General features: G+C 53.0%; 21 protein-coding genes. 14 read left to right on the top strand and 7 right to left on the bottom strand.

Annotation, left to right across the window (positions count from 1 at the left end):
* Positions 1-594 precede the first annotated feature (594 nt).
* Entirely contained in the window at positions 595-2,748 is a 2,154-nt protein-coding gene (locus K3T83_RS13685; protein ID WP_220203526.1) for an alpha-galactosidase, read from the bottom strand.
* 452 nt (positions 2,749-3,200) lie between these two features.
* Here K3T83_RS13685 and K3T83_RS13680 point away from each other — a divergent pair, with 452 nt between their 5' ends.
* The gene (locus K3T83_RS13680; RefSeq protein WP_220203525.1) at positions 3,201-4,040 is read left to right on the top strand and encodes an XdhC family protein; all 840 of its coding nucleotides are present in this window, start codon (positions 3,201-3,203) and stop codon (positions 4,038-4,040) included.
* On the opposite strand, the gene K3T83_RS13675 is transcribed toward K3T83_RS13680, so the two are convergent.
* Positions 4,037-5,542 carry an MFS transporter gene (locus K3T83_RS13675; protein ID WP_220203524.1) on the bottom strand — a complete coding sequence of 502 codons (1,506 nt, stop codon included), beginning with the start codon at positions 5,540-5,542 and terminating at the stop codon, positions 4,037-4,039. The two genes, K3T83_RS13680 and K3T83_RS13675, sit on opposite strands and share 4 nt — an antisense overlap.
* Before the next feature lie 106 nt (positions 5,543-5,648).
* Between K3T83_RS13675 and K3T83_RS13670 the strand changes: the two genes are divergently transcribed.
* From K3T83_RS13670 to K3T83_RS13650, 5 genes are all read left to right on the top strand, one after another.
* The gene (locus tag K3T83_RS13670) at positions 5,649-6,608 is read left to right on the top strand and encodes an NHL repeat-containing protein (RefSeq protein WP_220203523.1); all 960 of its coding nucleotides are present in this window, start codon (positions 5,649-5,651) and stop codon (positions 6,606-6,608) included.
* Between the two features lie 26 nt (positions 6,609-6,634).
* Entirely contained in the window at positions 6,635-7,585 is a 951-nt protein-coding gene (locus K3T83_RS13665; protein ID WP_220203522.1) for a threonine/serine dehydratase, read from the top strand.
* A 217-nt stretch (positions 7,586-7,802) separates the two neighbouring features.
* Positions 7,803-8,798: an NADP-dependent oxidoreductase gene (locus K3T83_RS13660; protein ID WP_220203521.1), complete on the top strand. Its 996-nt coding sequence runs from the start codon at positions 7,803-7,805 to the stop codon at positions 8,796-8,798.
* A gap of 24 nt (positions 8,799-8,822) precedes the next feature.
* On the top strand, positions 8,823-9,809 hold the full coding sequence (locus K3T83_RS13655) for an LLM class flavin-dependent oxidoreductase (RefSeq protein ID WP_220203520.1): 987 nt from the start codon (positions 8,823-8,825) through the stop codon (positions 9,807-9,809).
* A gap of 60 nt (positions 9,810-9,869) precedes the next feature.
* On the top strand, positions 9,870-10,505 hold the full coding sequence (locus K3T83_RS13650) for a DUF4937 domain-containing protein (protein ID WP_220203519.1): 636 nt from the start codon (positions 9,870-9,872) through the stop codon (positions 10,503-10,505).
* 59 nt (positions 10,506-10,564) lie between these two features.
* Here K3T83_RS13650 and K3T83_RS13645 read toward each other — a convergent pair whose 3' ends face one another.
* Both K3T83_RS13645 and K3T83_RS13640 read right to left on the bottom strand, forming a co-directional pair.
* A complete protein-coding gene (locus K3T83_RS13645) occupies positions 10,565-11,356 on the bottom strand; it encodes a phytanoyl-CoA dioxygenase family protein (RefSeq protein WP_220203518.1) in 792 nt (263 codons plus the stop codon).
* Positions 11,349-11,639 carry a hypothetical protein gene (locus K3T83_RS13640; RefSeq protein WP_220203517.1) on the bottom strand — a complete coding sequence of 97 codons (291 nt, stop codon included), beginning with the start codon at positions 11,637-11,639 and terminating at the stop codon, positions 11,349-11,351. The genes K3T83_RS13645 and K3T83_RS13640 overlap by 8 nt, the downstream gene beginning before the upstream one ends.
* Positions 11,640-11,833: 194 nt before the next feature.
* Here K3T83_RS13640 and K3T83_RS13635 point away from each other — a divergent pair, with 194 nt between their 5' ends.
* The 4 genes from K3T83_RS13635 (at position 11,834) to K3T83_RS13620 (ending at position 16,241) form a co-directional block, all read left to right on the top strand.
* Positions 11,834-12,667, top strand: coding sequence for an AraC family transcriptional regulator (locus tag K3T83_RS13635; RefSeq protein WP_220203516.1), 834 nt, complete (start codon positions 11,834-11,836; stop codon positions 12,665-12,667).
* Positions 12,668-12,714: 47 nt separating this feature from the next.
* Positions 12,715-13,629: a CoA transferase subunit A gene (locus tag K3T83_RS13630; protein WP_220203515.1), complete on the top strand. Its 915-nt coding sequence runs from the start codon at positions 12,715-12,717 to the stop codon at positions 13,627-13,629.
* An 18-nt stretch (positions 13,630-13,647) separates the two neighbouring features.
* A complete protein-coding gene (locus tag K3T83_RS13625) occupies positions 13,648-14,433 on the top strand; it encodes a CoA-transferase subunit beta (protein WP_220203514.1) in 786 nt (261 codons plus the stop codon).
* 398 nt (positions 14,434-14,831) lie between these two features.
* Positions 14,832-16,241: a hypothetical protein gene (locus K3T83_RS13620; RefSeq protein WP_220203513.1), complete on the top strand. Its 1,410-nt coding sequence runs from the start codon at positions 14,832-14,834 to the stop codon at positions 16,239-16,241.
* A 309-nt stretch (positions 16,242-16,550) separates the two neighbouring features.
* Here K3T83_RS13620 and K3T83_RS13615 read toward each other — a convergent pair whose 3' ends face one another.
* Positions 16,551-17,276 carry a TetR/AcrR family transcriptional regulator gene (locus tag K3T83_RS13615; RefSeq protein ID WP_220203512.1) on the bottom strand — a complete coding sequence of 242 codons (726 nt, stop codon included), beginning with the start codon at positions 17,274-17,276 and terminating at the stop codon, positions 16,551-16,553.
* 185 nt (positions 17,277-17,461) lie between these two features.
* Here K3T83_RS13615 and K3T83_RS13610 point away from each other — a divergent pair, with 185 nt between their 5' ends.
* The 4 genes from K3T83_RS13610 to K3T83_RS13595 all read left to right on the top strand — a co-directional run bounded on the left by K3T83_RS13610 (position 17,462) and on the right by K3T83_RS13595 (position 21,400).
* A complete protein-coding gene (locus tag K3T83_RS13610) occupies positions 17,462-18,484 on the top strand; it encodes a YndJ family protein (protein ID WP_220203511.1) in 1,023 nt (340 codons plus the stop codon).
* Entirely contained in the window at positions 18,475-19,413 is a 939-nt protein-coding gene (locus K3T83_RS13605; RefSeq protein ID WP_220203510.1) for a TIGR01777 family oxidoreductase, read from the top strand. The genes K3T83_RS13610 and K3T83_RS13605 overlap by 10 nt, the downstream gene beginning before the upstream one ends.
* A gap of 45 nt (positions 19,414-19,458) precedes the next feature.
* Positions 19,459-19,779: a hypothetical protein gene (locus tag K3T83_RS56235; RefSeq protein WP_236064891.1), complete on the top strand. Its 321-nt coding sequence runs from the start codon at positions 19,459-19,461 to the stop codon at positions 19,777-19,779.
* A 280-nt stretch (positions 19,780-20,059) separates the two neighbouring features.
* Positions 20,060-21,400, top strand: coding sequence for a PLL family lectin (locus K3T83_RS13595; protein ID WP_220203509.1), 1,341 nt, complete (start codon positions 20,060-20,062; stop codon positions 21,398-21,400).
* 742 nt (positions 21,401-22,142) lie between these two features.
* Here K3T83_RS13595 and K3T83_RS13590 read toward each other — a convergent pair.
* Positions 22,143-23,066 carry an LLM class flavin-dependent oxidoreductase gene (locus K3T83_RS13590; protein WP_220203508.1) on the bottom strand — a complete coding sequence of 308 codons (924 nt, stop codon included), beginning with the start codon at positions 23,064-23,066 and terminating at the stop codon, positions 22,143-22,145.
* Positions 23,067-23,311: 245 nt separating this feature from the next.
* Positions 23,312-23,479 carry a hypothetical protein gene (locus K3T83_RS13585; protein ID WP_220203507.1) on the bottom strand — a complete coding sequence of 56 codons (168 nt, stop codon included), beginning with the start codon at positions 23,477-23,479 and terminating at the stop codon, positions 23,312-23,314.
* Positions 23,480-23,516 lie beyond the last annotated feature (37 nt).

Below are 23,516 nucleotides of genomic sequence, written 5' to 3'. Positions count from 1 at the left end.
TGAAGATCATTTGGCGAGGAAGTGTAAAATGAACTGTATAGCTGCATCCACGACGATCGCGGTTGACGCCTAGATAGTCACCTCGAACTTGGACAACTCTTGGGGGATAATTTGCTATTGCATGGGCGCTAGCAGAAGTAGAGAATGTAGGGAACAGTAGCCCCACCAAAATCATTATTGTAATCCCAAAGATTACTCCCAAAATTCGTAGTTTTTTCAATTCAACCTCCACGACTTTGTATTAACTTAACAATCAGTAAAAACATGATAACATTTTTAATTACATGTGTCTAGAAAAAATAAGGAATTTTCAGTCAGTGAATATATTGTAATAATCATTGTATTTTTATATATAATATATGTAAATACTATAAAGCGGCCTTCAAGATCGGAACGCTCATCGTGGTTATCGGGTTTGCAAAGTGTTTCCTGAAGTGAATATTGTTTGTCACAGAGTTGGTGGATAGAGTAGGTATTTTCTGTGGAAATGCTGTAATGCTTGTTTCACAAATAAGCCTGTTGAATATCATTTACCAGATTCATTTGTGAAGTGAAGAAGGCTACGAGCTTTCTTCACTTCACAAAATGTTTAAGCTATTGCTTTCTCAATCGCACGATACAGCTTGCAAAGGGGCCGCGCTTGAATGGGAGCGATAAGCCATAACCCATCAGTTCCGCTCCACTGGCTTGGTAGCTTACGCTGTCGTTTTGCCCCAGGATTTCAACGCGATAGCTTGCCTCTGGTTGTAGCTTTAGCAAGCGCAACCGGGGCAATGGCTCGCCGAAGAGGTCGGCGCGTCGGAAGGCAAAGACGACCGACTCTTCAGTCGTCACGTATTCTACGGCCGCAACCTCCCCATGAGTTGCGTGCGGTGAGAGCAGCCAGTACTGGTCGCCATCCTGGACAAGCGGGCGAATCTCTTTATAGATAGTGATCCAGTCCGCCACCTCGTTCATCTCTTCGTCGTTCCAATGCAGTAGGTTACCGCCGATGCCAAGCGTGCCGAGCATAGAGACATGACAGCGATAGGCCACCGGGAGGAGTCCGCGCCCCTGGTCCGTGACCCAGGCGACCATGACACGCGCCGGGAAGACCAGCGAGAAACCCTCCTGAATGAAGAGCCGCGCTTCGGGATTGGTATTGTCGCTGGTCCAGATCTGATCGGTACGACGCAGAATGCCCAGATCTGCCCGGCTTCCACCGCTGGAACAGGATTCGATGATCAGATCCGGGTGGTTGGCGCGTAAAGCATCCATCACTGCATACACGCCTAGAGCATGACGTACCCAGATCTCGCGCGCTTCTCCTCCACGCTCTATCTCATCCGACCAGCCCGGTTCGCTGATTGGGCGATTCATATCCCACTTCAAGAAGTCGATACCATTTTCAGCGACGAGCTTATCCAGCACCTCAATGAGATATGCCTGCACGTCGGCACGCGCCATGTTGAGTACAAGCTGGTTGCGTGCCTCGCTGCGTGGTCGTGTCGGGAAGTGATAGATCCAGTCGGGATGCGCACGATAGAGGTCGCTATCGGCATTGACCATTTCTGGCTCGACCCACAGCCCGAATTGCATGTCCAGGCTCTTCACATACTCCGACAGCGGTTTCAGGCCACGTGGGAATTTAACGGGATCGGGCCGCCAATCGCCCAGCCCGGCATGATCGTTGACTCGTGCCGGAAACCAGCCATCGTCTACAACAAATAACTCCACACCCAATCGCGCGGCCCGTTCCGCCAGCTTGCGTTGCCCCTCTTCGGTCACATCGAAAAAGGTTGCTTCCCACGAATTGTAGAGGACCGGTCGCGGCTGGAGCGCCTGTGGCTTTGGTAACACCTGTTCGCGGGTATAGCGATGGAGGCGGCGTCTCGTTCCATTCAAGCCATCCTGCGCGAAGCCAGCCACGAACTCAGGAGTGGTAAAGCTCTCTCCACTCTGCAAAAGCCAGCTAAAATCATGCTCGTGAATGCCGCCTGCAACAGCAGTTGCCCCGGTGACATCGGTTGTAGCGCGAATCACCCAGTTGCCACTCCATGCCAGCGCGCCAAAGTATATTTCGGTGGCGGTTTCAGATGTGCTTTCGATGGCAAACCAGGGATTGGCCGTTGCTCCGGTGATGCCTCGGCGCGATTCGATCAGAGCTGTTCCCGCGACCAGGGATCGCTGCTGCAAACGGGTCTCGCCAAGCCATTGTCCTGCAAGTGTGGTGAGGGTGCGCGGCGCATACTGGCGCGGCAGATGCCAGACGGCGGAGAATGCGCGCTCGATCCGTATCGTCTCGTTCGCTTCTGATGTGAAGGTAGCCGAGCGGATAACCAGATCATTCTCCCCATCCACTTTGTAGCAAAGCTGTACCGTTAAAGGATAGGCGGCATCTTGTAGTGTCACAAGGATTGCTGGCAAATCGTCGCGTACCGTTATTTCAGCCGTCGCAAAACGTAGATCAAGCTCCCGTGTCCCATCAGCAAACGTGACTTTTGCTGCCGTTTCTCCATAGCGCAGGCCGCCGAAAGGAGGATATTCTTCTGTTGCTTTAGCGAGTGCCGGTTCTTGCGATGAGCGCTCCGGTTTGAGTTCGGCTGGTGGCAGATCTGCAAGAGAGACCAGGCGTGGCCCCCAATAAAGATGCATAAGCAAGCCATTATCGGTCACGCCAAAAGCATAAGTGCTTTGTGCTGTCACCAGCGCCCAGTGGCGGCGGGTCGGATCGGCATGAATGCCAGTAGAGAGAGGTGTGTAAGACATAACTGTTACTACTTCCTGCTAGGTGGGTTATGAGTCATCCCGAATTGTTTTGCTGCGGCTCAAGGTGCTTTTGCATCCTGACTGACAGCTCAGCGCCTTCGGCGCTTCGCGGTTGTTGGAGTGTGGTGGGTGGCGTAGGATGGGCCCGGCCCATCCTACGCCACCCACCACACTCCAACAACCAACGAGCAGCAAAGCTGCGAGCAGAACGGTCCAGGCGTTTTCTCATGCTATGAAACTCTGGGATGACTCATACCTTACCACTTTTGAAAAGAAAATTTCATAAGTGCTCTTCTGTAGCTATACGATCTCTGCTTGCTGGCTGTCAAGTCGAAAAAAAAAGAAACAATAAATATGGATTTTGGAATATTATGGATGCTTCCTTCTGTTGTAATATAGCATTATGGATTACTCAATGAATGAGTAGTATATAGGCACAGAGGTAATTGAATATGAATACCACAGCTATGTACAACGAGATTCAAGCGGCATTACAACGAGGTGAGAGAATCGTCGTTGCGACCGTCGTAAAAACTATGGGATCGGCCCCCTGCGGCGTGGGGAGCAAAATCCTGGTGCGTGCCGATAGCAGTACCTATGGCAGCCTGGGTGGTCCGCGCACCGATGGCAAGGTAGCGCAGGAAGCGCTGAATGCGATTCATGAAGGAAAATCGTACATGACGCATGTGCATCTGGATGCCGATCAGGGCGAGGCTGTTGGTAGTTGTGGGGCTACATTAGAGATATTTTTTGAAGTATTGCGTGCAGAGCCGCGTCTGATTCTTGCTGGTGCAGGCTATGTTGCGCAAGCATTGGCACGTCTGGCAAGCAACCTCGATTTTCGGATAATTGCAGTCGATGATCGCCGCGATCTGGCAGACCCGCAGAGCTTTGGCAAAAATGTCCAGCTTACCTTCGGCGATATTCCCCAGACAATTCAGGAGTTGGAGCCGGACGAATCGAGCTGGATCGTGATCGTCACGCGCGGCCATCATCTCGATAAAGATGCGTTGCAGGCGGCACTGGAGACGCGCGCAGGCTATGTTGGTATGATCGGCAGCCCCAGTAAAGTAAAACATATCTTTAAAGATCTGCTCAAAGAGGGAATTTCGGCGGAACGTCTGGCCCAGGTGCATGCACCTATCGGCCTGGATCTGGGAGCGGAGACGCCCGACGAGATTGCTCTGAGCATTGCCGCCGAAATTGTGATGCTGCGTAAACACGGAACGGGGGCTCCGCTGAACACTCTTCGCAATTTGCTTGAAGAAGAAGCGGTGCCAGCTAATAGTTAGCGCGTGACTCCACGAATATAGCGTACCGTCACCGTCCCGATCAGGCAGTAGACAATCGCCATCGCAAAGATCAGCTGGAAGCCGTACACGCTCTGTCCATTGCGCGTGAAGTAATCGATGAGTGGGCCGCCGAGGACGGGGGCGATGATTTGTGGAATCGCCATCGAGATGTTCCAGACCCCCATATCTCGTGCATAGTGTTGGTGCGAAGGCAACGTGTCGGCGACCAGCGCCCAGTCTACGCTCTGATAGGCTCCATAGCCCAGCCCAAAGATCGCTCCTGCCGCCAGGACGATTGGTAAAGAGTGGGTGAGAATGAAGATGAGTCCGACCAGGGCCATGAAGCCGCCAGAGATGTAGACCATTCGCTTGCGCCCGAAGCGATCCGATAGCCATCCAGCTGCAAATGCGCTGATCAGGCTGGTGAGCGAGACCAGGATGATAAAGTTGGTTGTCTCCGCTTCTGGATGGGCCACACCAACAACATCTTTCATATAGTACTGCAAAAAAGTCTGGATCGTGTAGATGCCCATCATCATGACCATGCGTGTAAGCAGCACCCAGGCGAAATCGGGAGTGCGACGAGGATTGAAGTCGAACATACGCAGCAACCCCACCGTTGCTACAACTTCAAGCACAACTTGCTGTACATCGGTCGAGATCGCAATGCCTGCCAGATGCGCAACATTCCAGAGATACATCGCTCCCCAGGTCAATCCAAGCGCTACAATTGTTCCTGCAATGGTCAGCAGTGTCGAGCGTGAAAGCCAGACGCGTTTTGTTACTGTGGCTTCGGTTGCTTGCTCTTGCGCTAGTAGTTGTGCCGAAAGGGTGGAACGTTCGCGTATAGTGATGACCGTGATCAACATGAGCGCGACGAGAACCGCAATAATAATCGCATAGGTCAGCCACAACCCTTGCTGGTAGAGTAGCGGCGGTTTCGTCGCATCGATAAAATTGCCAGCAATAATGACCCCACCGATGGTGCCGCCGATTTGCAGCAGGCCCATCACGCCAGAGGCCAGGCCGCGCTGCTCGACCGGCACGATGTCGGGAAGCAGTGCGTGAAAGGGAGCTTGAGCTGCGTTGCTGGAAAACTGGACCAGCAGATACGCGCAGGCCAGCCAGAAGATATTCGGTGCCATCGCCATCCAGATGAGCGCGGCAATATTGACCAGCGTTCCAATCAATATATATGGTCGGCGACGGCCCCAGAGGGCAAGTTTGCCGCGCGTGCGGTCGCTCAAGAGGCCAAACAGCGGATTAGAGAAAAGGGCGACAAAGGCTCCAGGCACCAGCACAAAGGCCAGCGCCTCGCCCTTATGCAGTTCGCCAACCATCTTGAAAACCTGGCTGGGCAGAATAATCGTTCCCAGCGCGGCCCAGTGAAAATTGAGCGCGAACCAGAAAATACTGATCGCCAGAATTTGTGTCCAGTGGAGTTTTGAGAGATACTGTACCGGCTGGCGCTCCGAGACCTCCTCCTGTCCCATCGTTGCCATATGACCCAATCCTTTCCGGTTATCCCGCTTCATTTTGTATTATTCTATGTCATACTATAGTGTATCAAGAAGGCAAATATTCTGCCCATCGCAGGGAGGATACACCATGTATAAACGTCGTACCAGTGTCATTTGTACTATGCTCTGCTGTTTCCTGCTGCTGTCCTGTAGTGGTGCTCCCACACCTGTTTCACAGGCAACCGCAACGCCCATCAATACAAAGCCGCTCCCTTCACCGACTCCATCCCCAACGCCGACTCCCACTCCAACGACGGTCGCTCCAAAAAGGTATACTTTTCATATGGTATTACAGGGCGTGGGCCGCCCCGACGATCTGGCGTTTGATCGAGACGGGCGCTTGCTTTTCAGTGATTTCTATGCCGGAACAATCAGCCGAGTCAATGCGAATGGCTCGGTTACGGTATTGTTGCGAGGCATTGCAGGACCAGAAGGTATTGTAGTATTGAGCGACGGCACGATGATCGTTGCAGAGCAGCGCACAAACCGTATCCTCTTGTTTGCACCCCAGAGTACCTCATCTACCGTGTTGCGTCAACTGCCCGGTACTCCAAGTACGCAAAAGTGTAAAGATGGTGTAGATGGGATCGCTTTTGATTCCACCAATAATACGCTGATCATTCCGGACAGCCCAACTGGAGAGGTCTATCGCCTGAGTCTAGATGGAAAAACACTCACGCTGCTGGCATCTGGCATTGTGCGGCCAGTTGGCGCGGCGGTTGATGCTCAGGGCAATATCTACGTGGCCGATGAGTGTGGAGGCGATCTCTGGCGCATTGCCCCCAACAAAACGAAGACGAGCATTGGACGCTTCGGCATGCTCGATGATGTGGCGCTAGATACGCATGGGAATGTCCTTGTGACCGACCTGCAACCCTCGGTTCATGCCTTGATTCGCATGAATCTGACAACCAGTAAACGTGAGACACTGGTAAGCAACGGCTTAATTGAGCCGCAGGGATTAGCGATTGATGGGCACGACAATATCTTTGTTTCGGATGATTACGCAAACCTGATTTTGGAGCTATGCGCCCATTCCACCTGTTAACTATAAACAAGGGAAAATTGATGAGTATGATACAGAAGATTGAGCAGGCTGAACAGCGTATTCGGCCGTATATTCGCACCACTCCTCTTGAGCATTCGTTGCCATTGAGCAGGCTAACGGGCGGTCCGGTCTGGCTGAAACTGGAAAACTTCCAGCATACCGGCTCGTTCAAAGTACGGGGCGCGATGAATGCCCTGCTCTCACTTACTCCTGAGCAGAGGGAGAAAGGCGTTGTGACGGCCTCTTCGGGCAATCATGGTATCGCGGTCGCCTTCGGGTTGCATACCCTGCATATTCCAGGGATGATCTTTACGAATGAAGGAACTTCATCCGCCAAAGTCGAGGCGATTCGAGCGTATGACGTGCCTGTCCATTTCTGGGGAACGGATTGTGTGGTTGCCGAAGAGCATGCACGCGCTTATGCGGCGGAACACGATATGGTCTATATCTCTCCCTATAACGATCTGCATGTAATTGCCGGGCAAGGAACTATCGGTGTGGAGATTAGCCAGCAAGCGCAAGGGTTGGTTGATGTGGTGCTGGCCGCGCTGGGTGGTGGTGGCATGATTTCTGGGATTGCGTCATATCTCAAAACTATTTTCCCACATGTTGAAATAATTGGTTGTTCCCCTGAAAATTCGGCGGTGATGGCGAAATCGGTACAGGCGGGTCGCATTCTAGAATTGGAGTCACTACCGACGCTCTCCGATGGCACAGCAGGAGGTGTCGAGCAGGATGCAATCACGTTTCCTCTCTGTCAACAACTGGTCGATGACTACATCCTGGTTTCAGAAGAAGAGATTTGTCAGGCTATGCGCCTTTGCATGCAGACCCATCATATGCTAATCGAGGGTGCGGCTGGCGTGCCGCTGGCTGCTCTGCTGAAAAACGCACAGCGTTTCCGCGATAAAAACGTTGTGATTGTGCTATGTGGCGCGAATGTGGGCCTGGAGACGCTGCGAACCGTATTGTATTAAGATCGTCGTAGATCTGGCCTTCGCCGTCGATGGCGGCTATCTGGCAAAATAACCTATTTTCTACGAGGGAGGACTGAAAAGTGTTCTCCCTCTATTTTTATTATCAATAAAATTGATCGGTGAGATCAAAAATGTTTCCTTGACTTGATAACAGGGCAATATTACACTGGGAGCATAGAGAATATGTTTATTGCAGATACCATTACGGAGAAGAGCTATGCGAGCTGTTGTAATAGATCAGTTTGGTGGACCGGAAACCTTACATGTTGTTGATATTCCCATACAAGATCCAGCGCCAGGGCAGGTCAGAATCCGGGTTGCGGCTGCTGCGGTCAATCCAGTTGATCTTGGGGTTCGTGCCGGAAAAATTATTGCGCATGAGCAGGCGCGCTTTCCGATGGTGCTTGGTTGGGATGTTGCAGGACATGTTAATGCCGTTGGCGAGGGCGTCACCCATGTACGCGCTGGCGATAAAGTGATTGCCCTTTCGCCGCAGGGGATCACCCAGATTGGCACCTACGCCGAATATATCGTGTTGCCAGCAAAATATGTTGCCATTGTGCCTGATGGCGTCGAGTTGACGACCGCGGCCAGCCTCCCGTTAGCAGGATTGACGGCGCTTCAAGCCCTGGAAAAGCTCTCGCTCGTCCCGGGAGAAATGCTGCTCATCAACGGCCCTCTTGGAGCAGTTGGCAACTTTGCTGTGCAACTCGCCGCCCGGCAACATATTATTGTGTTGGGTGCGGTTCATGAAAAAGATGCTGAGCTTGCTCGTTCATTGGGCGTGCATATCGCGCTTGATCGACAAAAAGACCTGGCAGAGCAAGTGCATCAGGTTATTCCTGCGGGAGTGGACGCGGCCCTGGATTTGGTTGGCGGCGCGGCAATACAGGGTACGCTGACAGCGGTGCGCGATGGTGGCCGCTATGCCACAGTGATTCCCGATGCTGCGTTACGCAGTGGGGGGCGTGCTGGCACAGCTTCTCCCGAATGGAAGATACCGAGCGGACCATTTGTGCCACAGCGGAGCATCACAGCCTCTTCTATTCTGGTCAGATCAGATGTAACCCAACTGGCCTCGCTTGTCAATTTGCTTGCGGCAGGTCAGCTTATTACGCGTGTAACGGATGTGTTTCCACTGGAACGAGCAAGCGAAGCACATCAATTGCTTGCTGCTGGTGGACTGCACGGAAAGATCGTTCTGGTTCCATAGCAACAATACACAGGAGATTGATAGATGCAATTGAATGAGAGAAGTATTACAAATACACCTGCTCAACGGACAACTAGAGAGCGGATCGGCCTTATGGTGTTTGGGACGGATGCCAGTGCTATAGTCTCGACAATTGTTGCTGCGGAGAAGGCCGGGGTGCAACAGGTCTGGGTGACGCAGGGCACGCCAGAGCCAGATGCTTTGACGATCTTTGCGGCGGCGGCGGCTCTGACCAGCAATGTGCGTATGGGGACGGCCATTATTCCAACCTATCCGCGCCATCCCCTAGCCCTGGCACAGCAGTTATTAACGCTGCACGATCTTGCCCCTGGACGAGTGCTGGTGGGGATTGGACCGAGCCAGCGCCCGGTTATCGAGGGAATTTTCGGTATTCCTATAGGCGCACCTTTAGAGCATTTGCGCGAATATGTGACGGTGTTGCGCGCAATACTCGGAGAAGACAACGTTGATTATCATGGCCGCTTCTATACAGTGAAGACGAGACTGCCCCGGCTTCCACGTACGCCGATTCTGACCTCTGCCTTGCGTCAGGGAGCGTTTCGTCTGGCGGGTGAGCTTGCTGATGGGGCGCTGACATGGCTGTGTCCCGTTCCTTATCTGCTCCAAGATGCGTTGCCAGCTATGCGCGCAGGTGCAGAGGAGAAGGGGCGTCTGGTTCCTCCACTGATGGCACATATTCCGGTCGTCTTTGGTCAGGATCGTCAGACGGTGCGCGCGCTGGTTCGCACTGAGTTTGATTCGGGGCGCTTCTTCGGTCGGCTGTCATTCTATGCGCGCATGTTTGCTGATGCGGGCTTCCCTGTGGCCTCTGACGGGTCATGGTCGGACGAGTTTATCGACAACATGGTCGTCTCTGGCGACGAGGCCACCATTGCCGCGCGCCTGCGCGAACTTCTAGATCAAGGTTTGGATGAACTAGTTGTGATGCCTATTCCCAGGACCGATCCCATCTCTCAAACCCGTCTGATACAATTGATCGGGCAACTTTAGCCTTACAGCGATTGTGATCTACAAAAAAGATAACAGGATTAGGGAGGAGAGTAGTTCTCTATGCTTCTCAAGTGGATTGTTTGTTCCACAACAAAAGAGATGCAGACAGCTTTCAGTACAGCTCAGGAGCAATGGGCCGCGCTGAAGGGTCTGCCAGGCTTTCTTGGGCAGGTCGGAGGATGGAATAGCAAGAATCCTTTCCAGGCTGGCATTTTATCGTGCTGGCAGGATGAGACGGCTTATCAACACTTTATGCAGCATATACATGATGATGTATATCGGCGTAGCGATCAGAGGCAAACGTATCTGTCAATTGCCGTTACCTTATTCAAAGGTATTCTCGCTATCCCAGGGTCAGCAGTGGATTTTCTCTCCGCACTATCGCAAGGGAGCATTCTCAGGGTGACAGATTCTCATGTTTTTCCAGAACAAAGACAGACGTTTGAGCAAAATCAGAGGATGATCTGGAATCCTGGTATGGCAGAGGCGGGTGGAATGCTGGGTGGTGTCTGCGCTCAGGCGATAGAAGATCCATCACGTTATCTGGTTGCGTCTCTTTGGGATGATGCGCAAGCTCATCAGGCATATCTGCAAACTGCTTTCCCTTTGTTACGAGAAAGAGCGCAGCTTCCACAATCTATTCAGCATATCGAAGGGTGGGTTATGCAATTGGAAAAAAGTTGGCAGGTGATATAGAAGGGATAAAAAAGAAGTTGCCCAACATTCATCGCGTTATTGGGCAACTTCTTTTTTTATCAAGCGATGGACATGCGGGTGAGCGCACCTTCAAAGGAGACATCGACCCGATTATCGCCGGTCACGTAGCGCCACAGTTTGGCACGTTCGACATGATCCAGACGAGCCTCGTTGCCTTGCCAGCGCTGGTAGCCTTTCTTGAAGATAGCGGCGACCTCCGGGCTATCGTAGTCGTCGGTATTGAAGAGGCCGCGCTGTTCCTGTCCAGGACGTAGACGCACTTTGAAGACGTAGCGCGTTTTGTTAGTGAAGTTTGGTTGGGCGCAATGCCAGATGCCGTGATGCATAAAGACAATCGTGCCAGCCTTTGCGCTCAGTTGCCGCTGCCCAACAATATTTTTGTAGCGACCAATGCTAAAGGTATTCACCTTGCGCAAGTGAGAACCAGGCAACACAAGGGTCGGGCCGGTCTCTGGTGGCGCGTCGTGCGAGAAGTAGAACGCCTGCACGTCGAAGGCATAGGGGCGCGTGTCGATAATCGAATCGGCGTGCCAGTCCTGGGCTTTGAGATTGCCGCCCTTGACGATATGCAGGAAGGAATGGTCGTAGATAGGATGGGTGCCGACAAAGCTCTGGATGGCACCTTTGACCTGCGGCAACTCAAATACTGCCTGGATACTCTCGTTCTGATGCCAGAAATTGTAGCCCGCACCATCCCATGCCACTTCAGCAGCGTAAGCAGCTTCGTTGTATTTTTGTGGCACCAGTTCTTCAAGCATCAGGAAGCCATCAGTGACGAAACGAGCCATCTGTTGCGCGGTCAGCAAATGATGTCTTTCCACATTACTCATCGATTGTCACCTTTCTTTCCAGAGTATATTCGTAGGGAAGATGTCCGCTTTCATGTTCATGTCCAGGCATGTAGTAGGGCAGTGCTGGCAACTGAATAACGTTCCAGCCATCGCGCATCGCAGCCAGGACCGATTCGTAGGGCGGATCGTTGGAATCTCCCGTGTTCATCTGCAATGCATCAACTGGTGCTGCGCCATCGTAGATAGCCCAGGCCACCGTCTGCGATTCCAGATTAGGAGTTGCCAGATTCAAAATCAATATTTGCTGGCGAGTCTTGCTCATCTTGACCTCCTCGTGTGCTATCAACCGTTGATACTTCAAAGTCACCATTTGCGTAACAATAAACTTTATAGTTGTTGTACGCTTCTCGTTTCTATGCTCAAGAATACCTGACGACGGTGGAGAATGGTATACTGAAATCCGAAAGGGTTGTATCCGATTCCGACCTGTTTGCTGATAGAATGGTGGGATGATCTTTGACTCAGACCGCAATGTTGGAGAACGTCCATATCCAACTCGTGACCACGCGCTTTGTCACGATTCAGCCTCCACGCTGGAGGTTTCAGAACATTCAGAGCAGCTTCTGGCGTCTCTACATGAACAACCGTGATGGCGCGCTGGTAGAGGGAGCGGACAGCTCGTATCCTCTGGAAAAAGGACGCCTGTATGTGATCCCGGCTGGTGTGCGCTTCAATACCCATGTGACCTGTGAGGTGGGGCATCTCTATGTGCATTTCGATGTAATCGGGTTGCCACTACAATTTATGGCGTTTCGCGAGATGTTTGATATGCCCATTTGCTTACCGCGCAGGCCAGAGCTTGAAGGGGAGGCGTGGGCGCTTATGCATGAAGTGGAGACGGGACCACGAGAGAATAATCTTGTGTTGCAATTTCGCATCAAGGCGCTGTTGTATGAGGGGTTGGCTCTCTATCTCCAAAGCGTGCCAGCAGAGCAGCTTCAGCGAGGGTTGCAGCTTGCCGTCGCCCTTGAGCCGGTCTTGCCTGCTGTGCGTTATATTGAAGAAAATCTTGCTGTACGCCTGGTGGTGAGCGCACTGGCCCAGCTCTGCCATATGAACGAAGACTATTTTATTCGCCGCTTTCGTGAGTGTGTGGGTCAGACGCCAGGACAATACATCCAGGGGCAGCGCGTCAAGATGGCCGAGCGGCTCCTGCTGTTCACCGATGACAGCATTTCCCAGATTGCCGAACGAACAGGATTTGGCAATCGTTTTTATTTTTCGCGCGTCTTTGCCCAGCATACTGGTGTCTCTCCGGTTGCGTATCGCAAAGGCGCACGAGCACTATAATCCGTTGTACTTTGTGCTGGTCGTCTAATTTCAATGGAGAAACCTGTGTGAGTAAGCTAATGACGATGCGGGAAGCTATCGCCCGTTATGTGCCAGATGGAGCCTCTGTTGCGTTGGGGCTGGCTCTGGAGCCATTTATTCCCTTTGCTGCGGGACATGAAATTATCCGTCAGCGTCGGCGTGACCTCACGTTGATCGGGCCTATTTCCGATATCCTCTTCGATCAGTTGATCGGCGCGGGCTGCGTTGAGAAGGTGGAAGCTGCCTGGGTTGGCAACGTCAGCGAAGGGCTGGGCCATTGTTATCGTCGTGCTGTGGAGAAGGGTATACCTCATCCCATTGTTGTTGAGGAACATAGTAATTTCAGCATTGGTCTTGCCCTGCTTGCTGCCAGCCTGGGAGCACCTTATATCCCCACGCGCTCACTGCTTGGTAGTTCTTTGCCGCAGCAGAACCCCACGTTTCGGCAAGAACAATCTCCTCTCGATGGAACGCCGCTCCTGCTGGTGCCTGCTCTCAAGCCTGATGTTGCCATTATTCATGTGCAACGCTGTGATGAGGATGGTAATGCGCACGTCTGGGGCAGTCTTGGCATTACTGAAGAGGCGATGCTGGCGGCCCGCGAGGTGTTGATTGTGGCGGAAGAGATTGTATCGCGCGAGATCATCCTCAGCGATCCCAACCGGGTGGTTGGACCATCCTTCAAGGTGCGCTCCGTTGTCCATGAACCCTGGGGCGCGCATCCATCCATTGTGCAGGGCTATTACAATCGCGACCACGCCGCTTTCCACGATTATCACGTCCGAACGCGGAGCCTGGAAGGTTTTCAATCCTGGCTAGAAGAGTGGGTGCTGAATGTGCCGGATCGTCGGGTGTATAGCGAGAAGTTGGGCGAGGAGCATCTGCATAGCCTGGGAGTGAAAGAACATCGATACGCGGCCTCGGTCGATTACGGCTACTGAGTCAGGAGGAGAGTGTAGATGAGCTATACTGCAAGAGAACTGATGGTTGTCTGTGCAGCCCGACAGATTCGCGATGGCGAGAAGGTCTTTGTCGGGATGCGCTTACCGTTGCTTGCCTTTGCCCTCGCGAAGCGTACCCATGCTCCCAACTGTACTGGCTTATTTGAGTTGGGCGTGGTGCGCGATACGCCGGCGACCGGGCTGCTCTACACAATGGGCGATGCCCCTAATATCGAGGGAGCGCTGTGGGCGAATCGGACGGTGAATGTGCTGGGGCTGATGGCGGCTGGCGAGATCGAACTGGGCTTTATTGGTGGTGCCGAAATTGATCGCTATGGCAACTTGAATACTTCACAGATCGGGAACTGGCAACAAAACAATACGAAAGTGCGCCTGCCTGGTAGCGGTGGAGGGGCAGATATCGCGTCGTTATCGCAGCGCCTTGCTATTATCATGCCCCACGAGCGCCATCGTTTGCGTGAGCGCGTCGATTTCATCACCAGTCCTGGCTATGGCTATCCCGACGAACGGGGGCCAGCTGGTACAGCCTGGCGACAACGAGTTGGCCTGCCACGCGGTGGTCCTGCCGCTCTGATAACCACATTGGCCGTCTTCACCTTTGATCCAGCAACTGGCGAGGCGCTGCTGCAATCGTATCATCCTGGCAGTAGTATTGAGCAGGTTCAGGAGCAGACAGGTTGGCCGTTGCGTGTCACTCCCAGTTGTGCCGAGACCGTGCCGCCTACCGCCGAGGAACTGCGTTTGATACGCGAATGTGATCCCCAGGGTGTGTGGACTGGCTAGAGATGGAAACAACCTGGCTCTGACCATCCCTGAAATTTGGATCGAGGGATCAGATCTCTCGATCCAATGGCTTCTCCATGATCTGGTAGTGTGAGATGTTCCACGATGTATATATTGATTGATTCAACTTTATGCATATATGGCGTACAAGATGTTGTCGCTCCTTGAACTGCGACTTAAAAAAATCTAGAAAAGTGACGATTGAGAAAGATGAATAGGGAAGAGAGGGGCTTTCATGCACCTCGTGCGATACCCCAGATATTTCCACTGTTCACTTCAGAAGATTGTAGCAGTACATACCGTCGTTAGGACAGCGTGTATTGCTGTTGTCTTCCAGCGACAGCGCCCGTTGATCTATCTTTGAGTTTGCTTTTGTTTGTAGGAAAGGAAAGAATTGTATGTTCAAATCCAATGGCGTGCCGCTCGTTGATCCATCGCGCCGATGGCGGCATGGTTTGTCACTCGCACTAGGAGGAATATTCCTCGCTGTTATGCTTGTATCTATGCTAATAGATACGCCGACGCGGGTTCATGCACATCCAGCAACGGTCAATATGAATTGTACTTTGATCGTTCCCCGCAACCCGCTCTCTGCAGCAGGTTTGGCAACGCCTTATATTTTAAAGGCAACGAATCCGGCCGATGGACCATGCCTTCAGGCCAATCCGATGCAATCGGCCTTTGTGCAAGCTGCGGTGGTCAATCCTAAGACTGGCTTTCTTGCCGTCTACGATCCGCTCGTCATTGACCAGAGGACGCGCCCGGCAGCCAGGCCTGTGATACCGTTCATCCCGACAGGATCGGTAGTTGGTATCTGGTTTGGCTTCAATGGCGCGGTACTCACCCTTCAGGGAGAGCAAGCAAACACCCTGGCACAGAGTAACTGCGTCAACGGTATCCCCGGTTCTCCCTTTGGGCAATTTGCCTATTGCAATGCGGTTCGTTTCTTCGCAGCAGCACATCAAGGGATCAAAGTTGGCAATATTGTTCCCCCTGCATTAGGGAGAGATCGCAAGGGTTTGATCTGTCCTACGACGCGCAGTTTCTTCATTGTTGATCAGGACCAGAGCGATAATGTGACCACCTCGTACCTCATCGCGCCCAATGGACGCCTGGCACAGAACACCGTTGCCAACAGAGTGGCTCTTCGAAATGCGACGGTGTTGACCAATCCGAGTGACAATCGTCTGCTAATCTCTGTGGATGCGACGCTAGGCTGTACTCCCTGGATGAGACCCGATCTGGCCGATCCAGGTCATCTCACGACGGCGTTGCCACTCAACGAATTGCAGGCGGCGGTCCGTCAGCCCGCCCCGGTCGCGCTTATACCTTTCAATGATCCGATGGTGCTGGTCATGAAAAATAACACCTTCGTCCCCAACCTGACGAAGTTGAATCTCTTTCGAGTCGGCGTTGATCAGCCAGTGGCGCAGACGCTTGGGGATGCAAGCCCGAGGCCATATTGTATCAATCTGATGCAGGTTGCTCCTCCTCGCCTGGCTATTAATGCGCCACTACTGGGTCGAGGGGCAACACCTGACGCTGCCGTTGGCAATACGCTATTCACATTTATGGCTCAGCGTTACGTCAACACGTTTGTCAATCCGTTGGGAGAAGGCTTGAACTGCATGAAAATGTTCCATTTGCAGCCTCTTGTTGCAACTGTGAAAACAGGGGATGATGTAGCAATCGCCGTGCTTATCACAGTCAATGGTCGGCAGCGGTGCTTTAATTCGTTGGGGATCGTCTCTCCCATCAAAGCATGTGCTGGCGCAACAAGTACCCCAAGCAGCGGTGTAACGCGTTAATGATGTAAATACAAGTATTCAGTGAGGGGATTACTGTCTGGGACTGGATAGGAGATCACTCAAGGATCTCCTATCTGGTTGTGTTGAGAGCGTCGAAAAGCATATACTGTATTCATATCATTTCACTGCTATTGCCCCTTTCAAAACGGCAGTAGCTATATGTGTGTGCAAAAAGGAACTACAGCGGCGTGCTCAAAGATTGAGCTATCAAATGTTCTTGAACGCCTCGCTTGGCCACCTGACAAGGAATTGCCTCTCGTCTCCAATCTCGTGCAGAGGCATTTCCCGAACATATCCGCCTACCTCTTTCTACGTGACATCACGTCCCCTCGTCGGTACTGACTGTTCCCCTTGCCCTAGGAGCGGGCCGACGATCTGAACAAACCGGGCAATACGTTGCGTTATCCAGGGAACCTGCAAGAGTGGTCGAAGACGTCCCAGCAGCTCATGAATGAACTGTAAGAGTTCCTTGGTTTGGTGTGTCTCAGTACTGAGATCTTGTAACCAGAACAGCACCAGAGCGAGTTGCACTCCATAAAGCAACGTGGCCAGGTCGTCCACCTGTGAAGCGCGGGGAGCATCCCTGGCCCCGGCGACGAGGACATGATAGCTTGCTCGTGCCCGGCGGCGGACCTCCGCTCCTTCTGTACCAAAGACCCCGGCCCGCGAGAGAGGATTCAAGGCAGCCCCAGATAAGGCCACCAGGGTCAGACGATGCGGTGCCATGATTTCCAACAACATGTGCATAAGCTGGTGAAAACGGTCGGTGATGGATGTCACAGGGAGCGAGGGAACGAGTTCTTCTAATTGGACCACCAACCATCGATAGAGTTCCAGGACCAGATCCTCTTTACTGGCAAAGTAGCGATAGGTAAGTCCCAGGGAACACTCGGAGATTGCCGCAATATCTCGCATTGTGGTCTGATCATAGCCTTTCGTTGCGAACAGATGCCAGGCCGTATCCATAATACGCTGTCGCGTCGCAAGCGCTTTCTGCGTGAGCTGGCGCGTCTCACGCGTCTCAGACGATTCCATGCTGCTCTCCTCCAAATGGCTCTGCCTGTACACAGAAGCACAAGCACTCTTGACTCCAGCATAACGCATCTGGTAGAGTAATAGCAAGTGAACAACGTTCACTTTTCAACATCCACAGACAACCAGGGATGTCATCGGTGCGATGAGCGTGCTGTGCCTGGTTACAACAAGAGATGGAGCTACTTATGTCTTTGCAGATACATGATTTGGCCAGATGGAACCATGTCAGCCTCGTGCTTGGGGGATGCATCTGGGGGGTGGTTGCGCTTGCCAGTTTATTCGGTTGGCTGGTGCTGAACGATCTCCAGGTTGTCCTTTTGCTGGCGCTGTTTGTCATCACCCCGTTAGCTGTTCCACTGGTTTTGCGTCCGAAAGAGGACCACTTCTTGTCTCAGCTTTCTGCTCTGGTGCTGTTTCTCCAGCCATTGGCGTCATTGCTGGGAGGAGTAGCCTTTTTTCTCGATACGGGGCTGCTTGCTGCGACGTTTGCCGTTGTGTGGTTCTTGTTTACCGGATTGCTCGCACTGATCGGCCTGGTCCGGCTTTGCCAGATGCTTCGCCAACAGCGTACGTCACTCGCTGATCTCTGTCTGGCCGTGGCGTGGCTCTATCTGCCCATTGGCAGTACGTGGATGGTGCTGGCGCGTTGGGGTCTTCAGCCACTTGGGTTCGGCGTGCATACCGACCTGCTCACAGCGGTCCATTTCCACTTTATTGCTCTGGCGGCGCTGATCATCACAGGGCTGACCGGCCAATCTATCCACACCACTCGGACAACGCAGCACGGAATTTTTCGGACTGCCTATCGCATCGCGGCGCTGGGCGTCCTGATTGATCCTCTTTTGGTAGCTGCGGGACTCACCATTGCGCAAGTCACCAGCCTACACTTCCTGGATACTGCTCCCGCCGATCTGTTGGCCCTAAGCCTGATCCTGATCTCGCTGCTGGGTCTCCATTTTGTGGTGCCCACGACCACTTCACGGTTTGCACAAGTGCTCTTGATACTCTCGTATACGACCGTCTTTTTCACCATGCTGTTTGCTGGAGCATATACGCTGGGAGGAGCAACAGGAGTATGGACCATCACGATTCCTCAAATGATCGCGATTCATGGGCTGGAGAATGCCCTGGTCTTTGGCTTCTGCGGATTACTTGGCTGGCGCATCAAGACAGCACAAGGAAAGGTGAGAGGTGAGGAATGCGCGTAATCATTGCTGGTGGCACCGGACTGATTGGATGCACCCTTGTGCACCACCTGGCCCTGCAGGAATATGAGATCATCGTCCTGAGCCGACATCCAGAGCGGGCGGCTCAGATGTTTTCCCACCAGGGGTTGCCAGGCATCCAAACCGTTGGCTGGGATGCGAGATCTGCTCAGGGATGGGGAAAGTTCATCACTGGCGAGAGTGCCATTGTGAATCTGGCGGGTGCGACTCCAGCCCATTGGCGCTGGACGCGGGCGTATCGAGCACGTATCCTGGAGAGCCGTTTGAATGCCGGACAGGCCGTCATGCAAGCGATGGAGCGCTATGGGCCGCCAGAGGTGTTGGTGCAAGCCTCAGCTTCCGGGTACTATGGAGATCGCGGGCAGGAACTCCTCACAGAAACCAGCCTCCCTGGCCAGGGCTTTCGTGCGAAGGTGTGTCAGGAGTGGGAGGCATCGACCGCTCAGGCTTCAACCAGGCGCTGTCTCATACGAACAGGGCTCGTGCTCGATACAAACGCTGGAGCCTTTCCTCCGCTGTTGCAATTTGCTCACCTGCTGGGTTACCAGATAGGCAACGGGAGACAGTGGATTCCCTGGATTCATCGCGTGGATGCGGCCCGTGCCATCCAGTTTCTCCTGGAACAGCGTATGCTCTCCGGTCCTTTCAATCTCTGTGCGCCAGAAGCTATGTCCAACCGAGCCTTTCTTTGGACGGTACGACGTGTTCTCAAGCGGCCTTCACTCTTCCCGTTGCCAGCGTTTGTGCTCCACTCACTGTTAGGAGAACTTGCCACAGTGATGCTAGACAGCCAGCATCTTGTGCCTGAACGTTTGACGGAAGCGACTTTCCAGTTCGAGTATCCCCAACTGGAGCAGGCGCTTCGCGATCTGTTGCCAGAGCATAACAGTTCTCCGGTCGAGAAACCATAATGTTCTATCCTATCCGTACGCACAAGTAAGGAGAGAGGCTCCACCATGAAAGCATACTCAGAGGATTTGCTAGAACGAATACTGCGAGTAGTGGACTTGGGCTGTCCCGAGCCGAGGTTGCGCAGCTCTTCGGCGTTTCTCTCGCGACTATCAAGTGCTATCTCAAACAACGACGTGAAGAAAGACATGTACGGCCCAAAGCGATTCCTGGTCGCCCACCGAACGGCCCTACGACGAGCGGGAGCTAGAACCAGAGAAGCGCTGGAAAAAGCCATTGGCCAGGCATTACTCATTATCACCGCTCAGGATGCGCAGGGGTGGTTCCAACATTGTGGCTATCTTCTCACTCGCGAAAGGAAGAGTTAATATGGCTCAATCTTTGAGCACGCCGCTGTTAAATCAAAAACTGAGCGATTTGTCAAAATTGCATAAGCCCTATGCTTCCCGATCATCGTAAATAAAAGATGTATTTCACCATTATTGCATGAAATCGAGGGCCCTCCCTGAGAAACTGGAGTATTGACCTGAAAGTCCTGGAAAGATTGTCATTCTTCTTAACATTCTTTATGCTCTATGCAAACAAGAGCATGTGTAGCAATGAGGATTATGAGGGGTTATCAAAAGAACACGATCAGGAGAACCATGTATGTATTGTCTTTTCTGTGATACCAACCTTTCCGAAGAAGCTCTCTTCTGTTTAAAATGTGGTCGACTGACCCCCAGGGGTAGTGGTGAGGCTGGGGAGTCGGAGCATACGACGGTTGCTGCCGTCTCCTCACCCTTTGATCCTTACCATTCTCGACCATCAACCTCCTATGGGTCACAGCCTGCTGAAGGAGGGACGCAGAATCCCTACGCACCCCTGGCACCACCACCCACCAATCCCCGCCAGCGCCGCATCTCTCCTGGCCTGCTCAAAGGTCTTGTGAGTGGCATAGCCGTGGTACTCCTACTGAGTAGCGCCGCTGGTGCTTTGCTGATCCTCAAACCAGGAGCGCACCTTCGCTCAACAGGTCATAGCACCGTGCCGACGGTGACCCCTCGATCAACAGCCGTGGCGTATCAGGGCGAAGACGGGCACCTCTGGCATACTATCCGGCACGCAGATGGGCCCTGGAGTGGGCTAGGAGATGTCAACTCGCAGGTGACCATTCCAGGGCCGGTCCGTGCCATCGCCGCGACGAGCAGTCAATCGGGAGAGGCCCAGTTCATGTTCGCCACCGCTGATGGACATCTCTGGCATAGCATCCGGCACGCAGATGGGTCCTGGCAGGTGCTGGATGATGTCAGCGCTCAGCTTGCCATTTCTGGACCGGTCCGTGTCATCGCCGCAACAAATAGCCAGCCGGGAGAGACGCAATACATGTTCGCCACCGCCGATGGGCATCTCTGGCATACTATACGACAAGCTAATGGGTCCTGGAGCGGGCTGGATGATATCACTGCTCAGCTTGCTGTTCCAGGGCCGGTCCGTGCCATCGCCGCGACGAGCAGTCAATCGGGAGAGGCCCAGTTCATGTTTGCCACCGCCGATGGACATCTCTGGCATAGCATCCGGCACGTAGATGGGTCCTGGAGTGGGCTGGGAGATGTCAACTCGCAGGTGACCATTCCAGGGCCGGTCCGTGCCATCACCGCGACGAGCAGTCAATCGGGAGAGGCCCAGTTCATGTTTGCCACCGCCGATGGACATCTCTGGCATACTATCCGGCACGCAGATGGGTCCTGGAGTGGGCTGGATGATATCACTGCTCAGCTTGCCATTCCAGCGTCAGTAAGTGCTGTCGCGGCGGCAAGCAGCCAGTCGGGAGGGGAGTTCATGTTCACCACCGCCGATGGGCACCTCTGGCACACCCTACAGCGATCCGATGGGTCCTGGAGTGGGCTGGGAGATGTCAACTCGCAGGTGACCATTCCAGGGCCGGTCCGTGCCGTCGCCGCGACGAGCAGCCAGTCGGGAGAGGCCCAGTTCATGTTCGCCACATGAAGATCCTGAATAAGTGCAACGTTCTTCATGGGCATGAGTATTCCTGCTAACGAAGCCGTCGGCAGACCATGCTACAAAGCAAGCGGATAGCGGAAAGGCTTGTCCTCGCCTTGAATGGAAAAGGCCCATTCCAACAATTTAAGAATACCTTACACCAAATGGGAGACGGAATGGGTACAGGCATGGTATAAGTGGAGAGACGATCAGCTTCACGAACACATGCAGAGATGGCTTGCAGATCTCCCGACGACAGTGCCCGATGTATAGTGACTGACCTTCCCAAGGACAGAGAGAACCCTCCAGTGGATCACTCACTTATTTCATTGGAAGTAGGGATTGATGACCACAGGGGGCAAGACCAATGGGGCAGAAGCAAGCATGAGGTAAGAAGAGTTTTGGGTGAAGATGAAGCCAAGCAGCCCTGTGCAGACAGAAGCGCAGTATCCGCCGGCAAGAATGATGGCGAAGAACCATCTAAAATGCCAGGCCATTTTCAGAGCATACATCCTATGATCAGGTGGTAAATAAGGTGACGACACGTGAGCAGGTTTTGAGGTGACGAGTGAGCAATCGGCGCGAAGAGTGAGCAGCTTAATCATTAACTGTTTGAGAAGCGACTCTCCATCTTGCTTTTTCCATGAACATGTTGTAAATTGGCACATTTTGGAGACCATTCAAAAACGGTAGAACGAGCACCTGTTTTTGAATGGTCTCCAACTTATTTCTACTACGGGGAAATACATCAGTGCGCTTTATTCAGTACAGGTAGCACTTCGTGAGCTAATAGCTCTAGCGTGGTAAGCGCTCGCGGAAAGTCCCTGGCTACGATGATATAATAATCGAAGCCTATTTCAATGCACGGTTGTAGCTGCTCTACAACCTGTGCAGGGGTTCCTGTAATATGCAGGCCAACAGGCCCTTGCTGCTTTGCCAGAGTTTCGTCCAACTTTTGCTCTGTTGGAGCACAATAGCAATTCACCATTAAGGTGCGGCGCAGTGTCTTTGGGTCACGCCCCATCTCTTCGCAGGCGGCATCCAGAGCCTTCACCTGCTCTCTGGCCTTCTCTAAGGTCGTAGCTGTTGTATTCCACCAATCAGCATAGCGAACAACGAGGCGCAGCATACGCGGCTGAAAGCCCGCAATGAGTATGGGAGGAAGCGGCTCAGGACGGGGCAGGCACTTCGCGTTGTGTACCTGGTGATACTTGCCCTCAAAAGTGACACTCTCTTCACGCCACAATGCCTTGATGATCTGCAACTGCTCTTCCAGCTCGCTGACTCGCTGCCCAGCCGGCGGGAAGGGAAGGTTATAAGCTCTCGCCTCTTCCTCGGCCCAGCCAGCGCCGATGCCCAGAATAAAATGACCCTGGCTCATATATTGAAACGTAGCTGCCATCTTCGCTAGCAGAGCAGGATTGCGAAAGAGCTGGCAGAGCACGAGATGTCCATAGCGTAATTCGGGGCGCATTCCCGCGAGATAGGTCAACATCGTCCAATCTTCTAGGATTGGAGCTGTACCAAACTGAACGTGATCAGGTAGCCAGACTCCATCAAAATGTCCTACAATCGTGTCAAGCGCGGCACGGAGATAATTGAGATACTCTTGCCGTGAAGGACCTAAGTTGCCGATAGCCATGGGATTAAAACCAAATTGAATCTGTGTCATAGGATCCTTTCTTTTCTGTCGTCTCATCAAGACCATTTCATCAACCCGGTTGCACATTACTACAGAGTCTACCGTCAAATGAACTGGCAAATCGAGTGGTATTTACGCCTTGCGTGTCAGCACAACAACCGGGATTTTGCCTGTGGTCTTCGCCTAATACTCGGCGAAATCATGATGCTCATCACCCTCACATTGCCAGCCAGCCCGGCGATTTTTGTCCCTCTTTTCGATAGGTGAACATCTGACTAATTACAAGTAAAAAGGATATTGCGTATCTCCGCAGCACTTCTTGCATTCTTCCCGTTCAGTCCACGCATTCCGGCAAACACTGTGTAGCCTTGCCGCGCCAGCGTCTCACTGACCAGACGTCCAAAACCACTGTTGCTGCCAGTTACCAGTACCGTCTGACCCATCTTAACCTTCTCCTTCGTATCGTCACTTGGTGATAGT

It is taken from the genome of Reticulibacter mediterranei, from assembly GCF_016587455.1.
The sequence above is the reverse complement of the archived record's forward strand: the minus strand, read 5'-3'. Positions and strand labels throughout refer to the sequence as shown.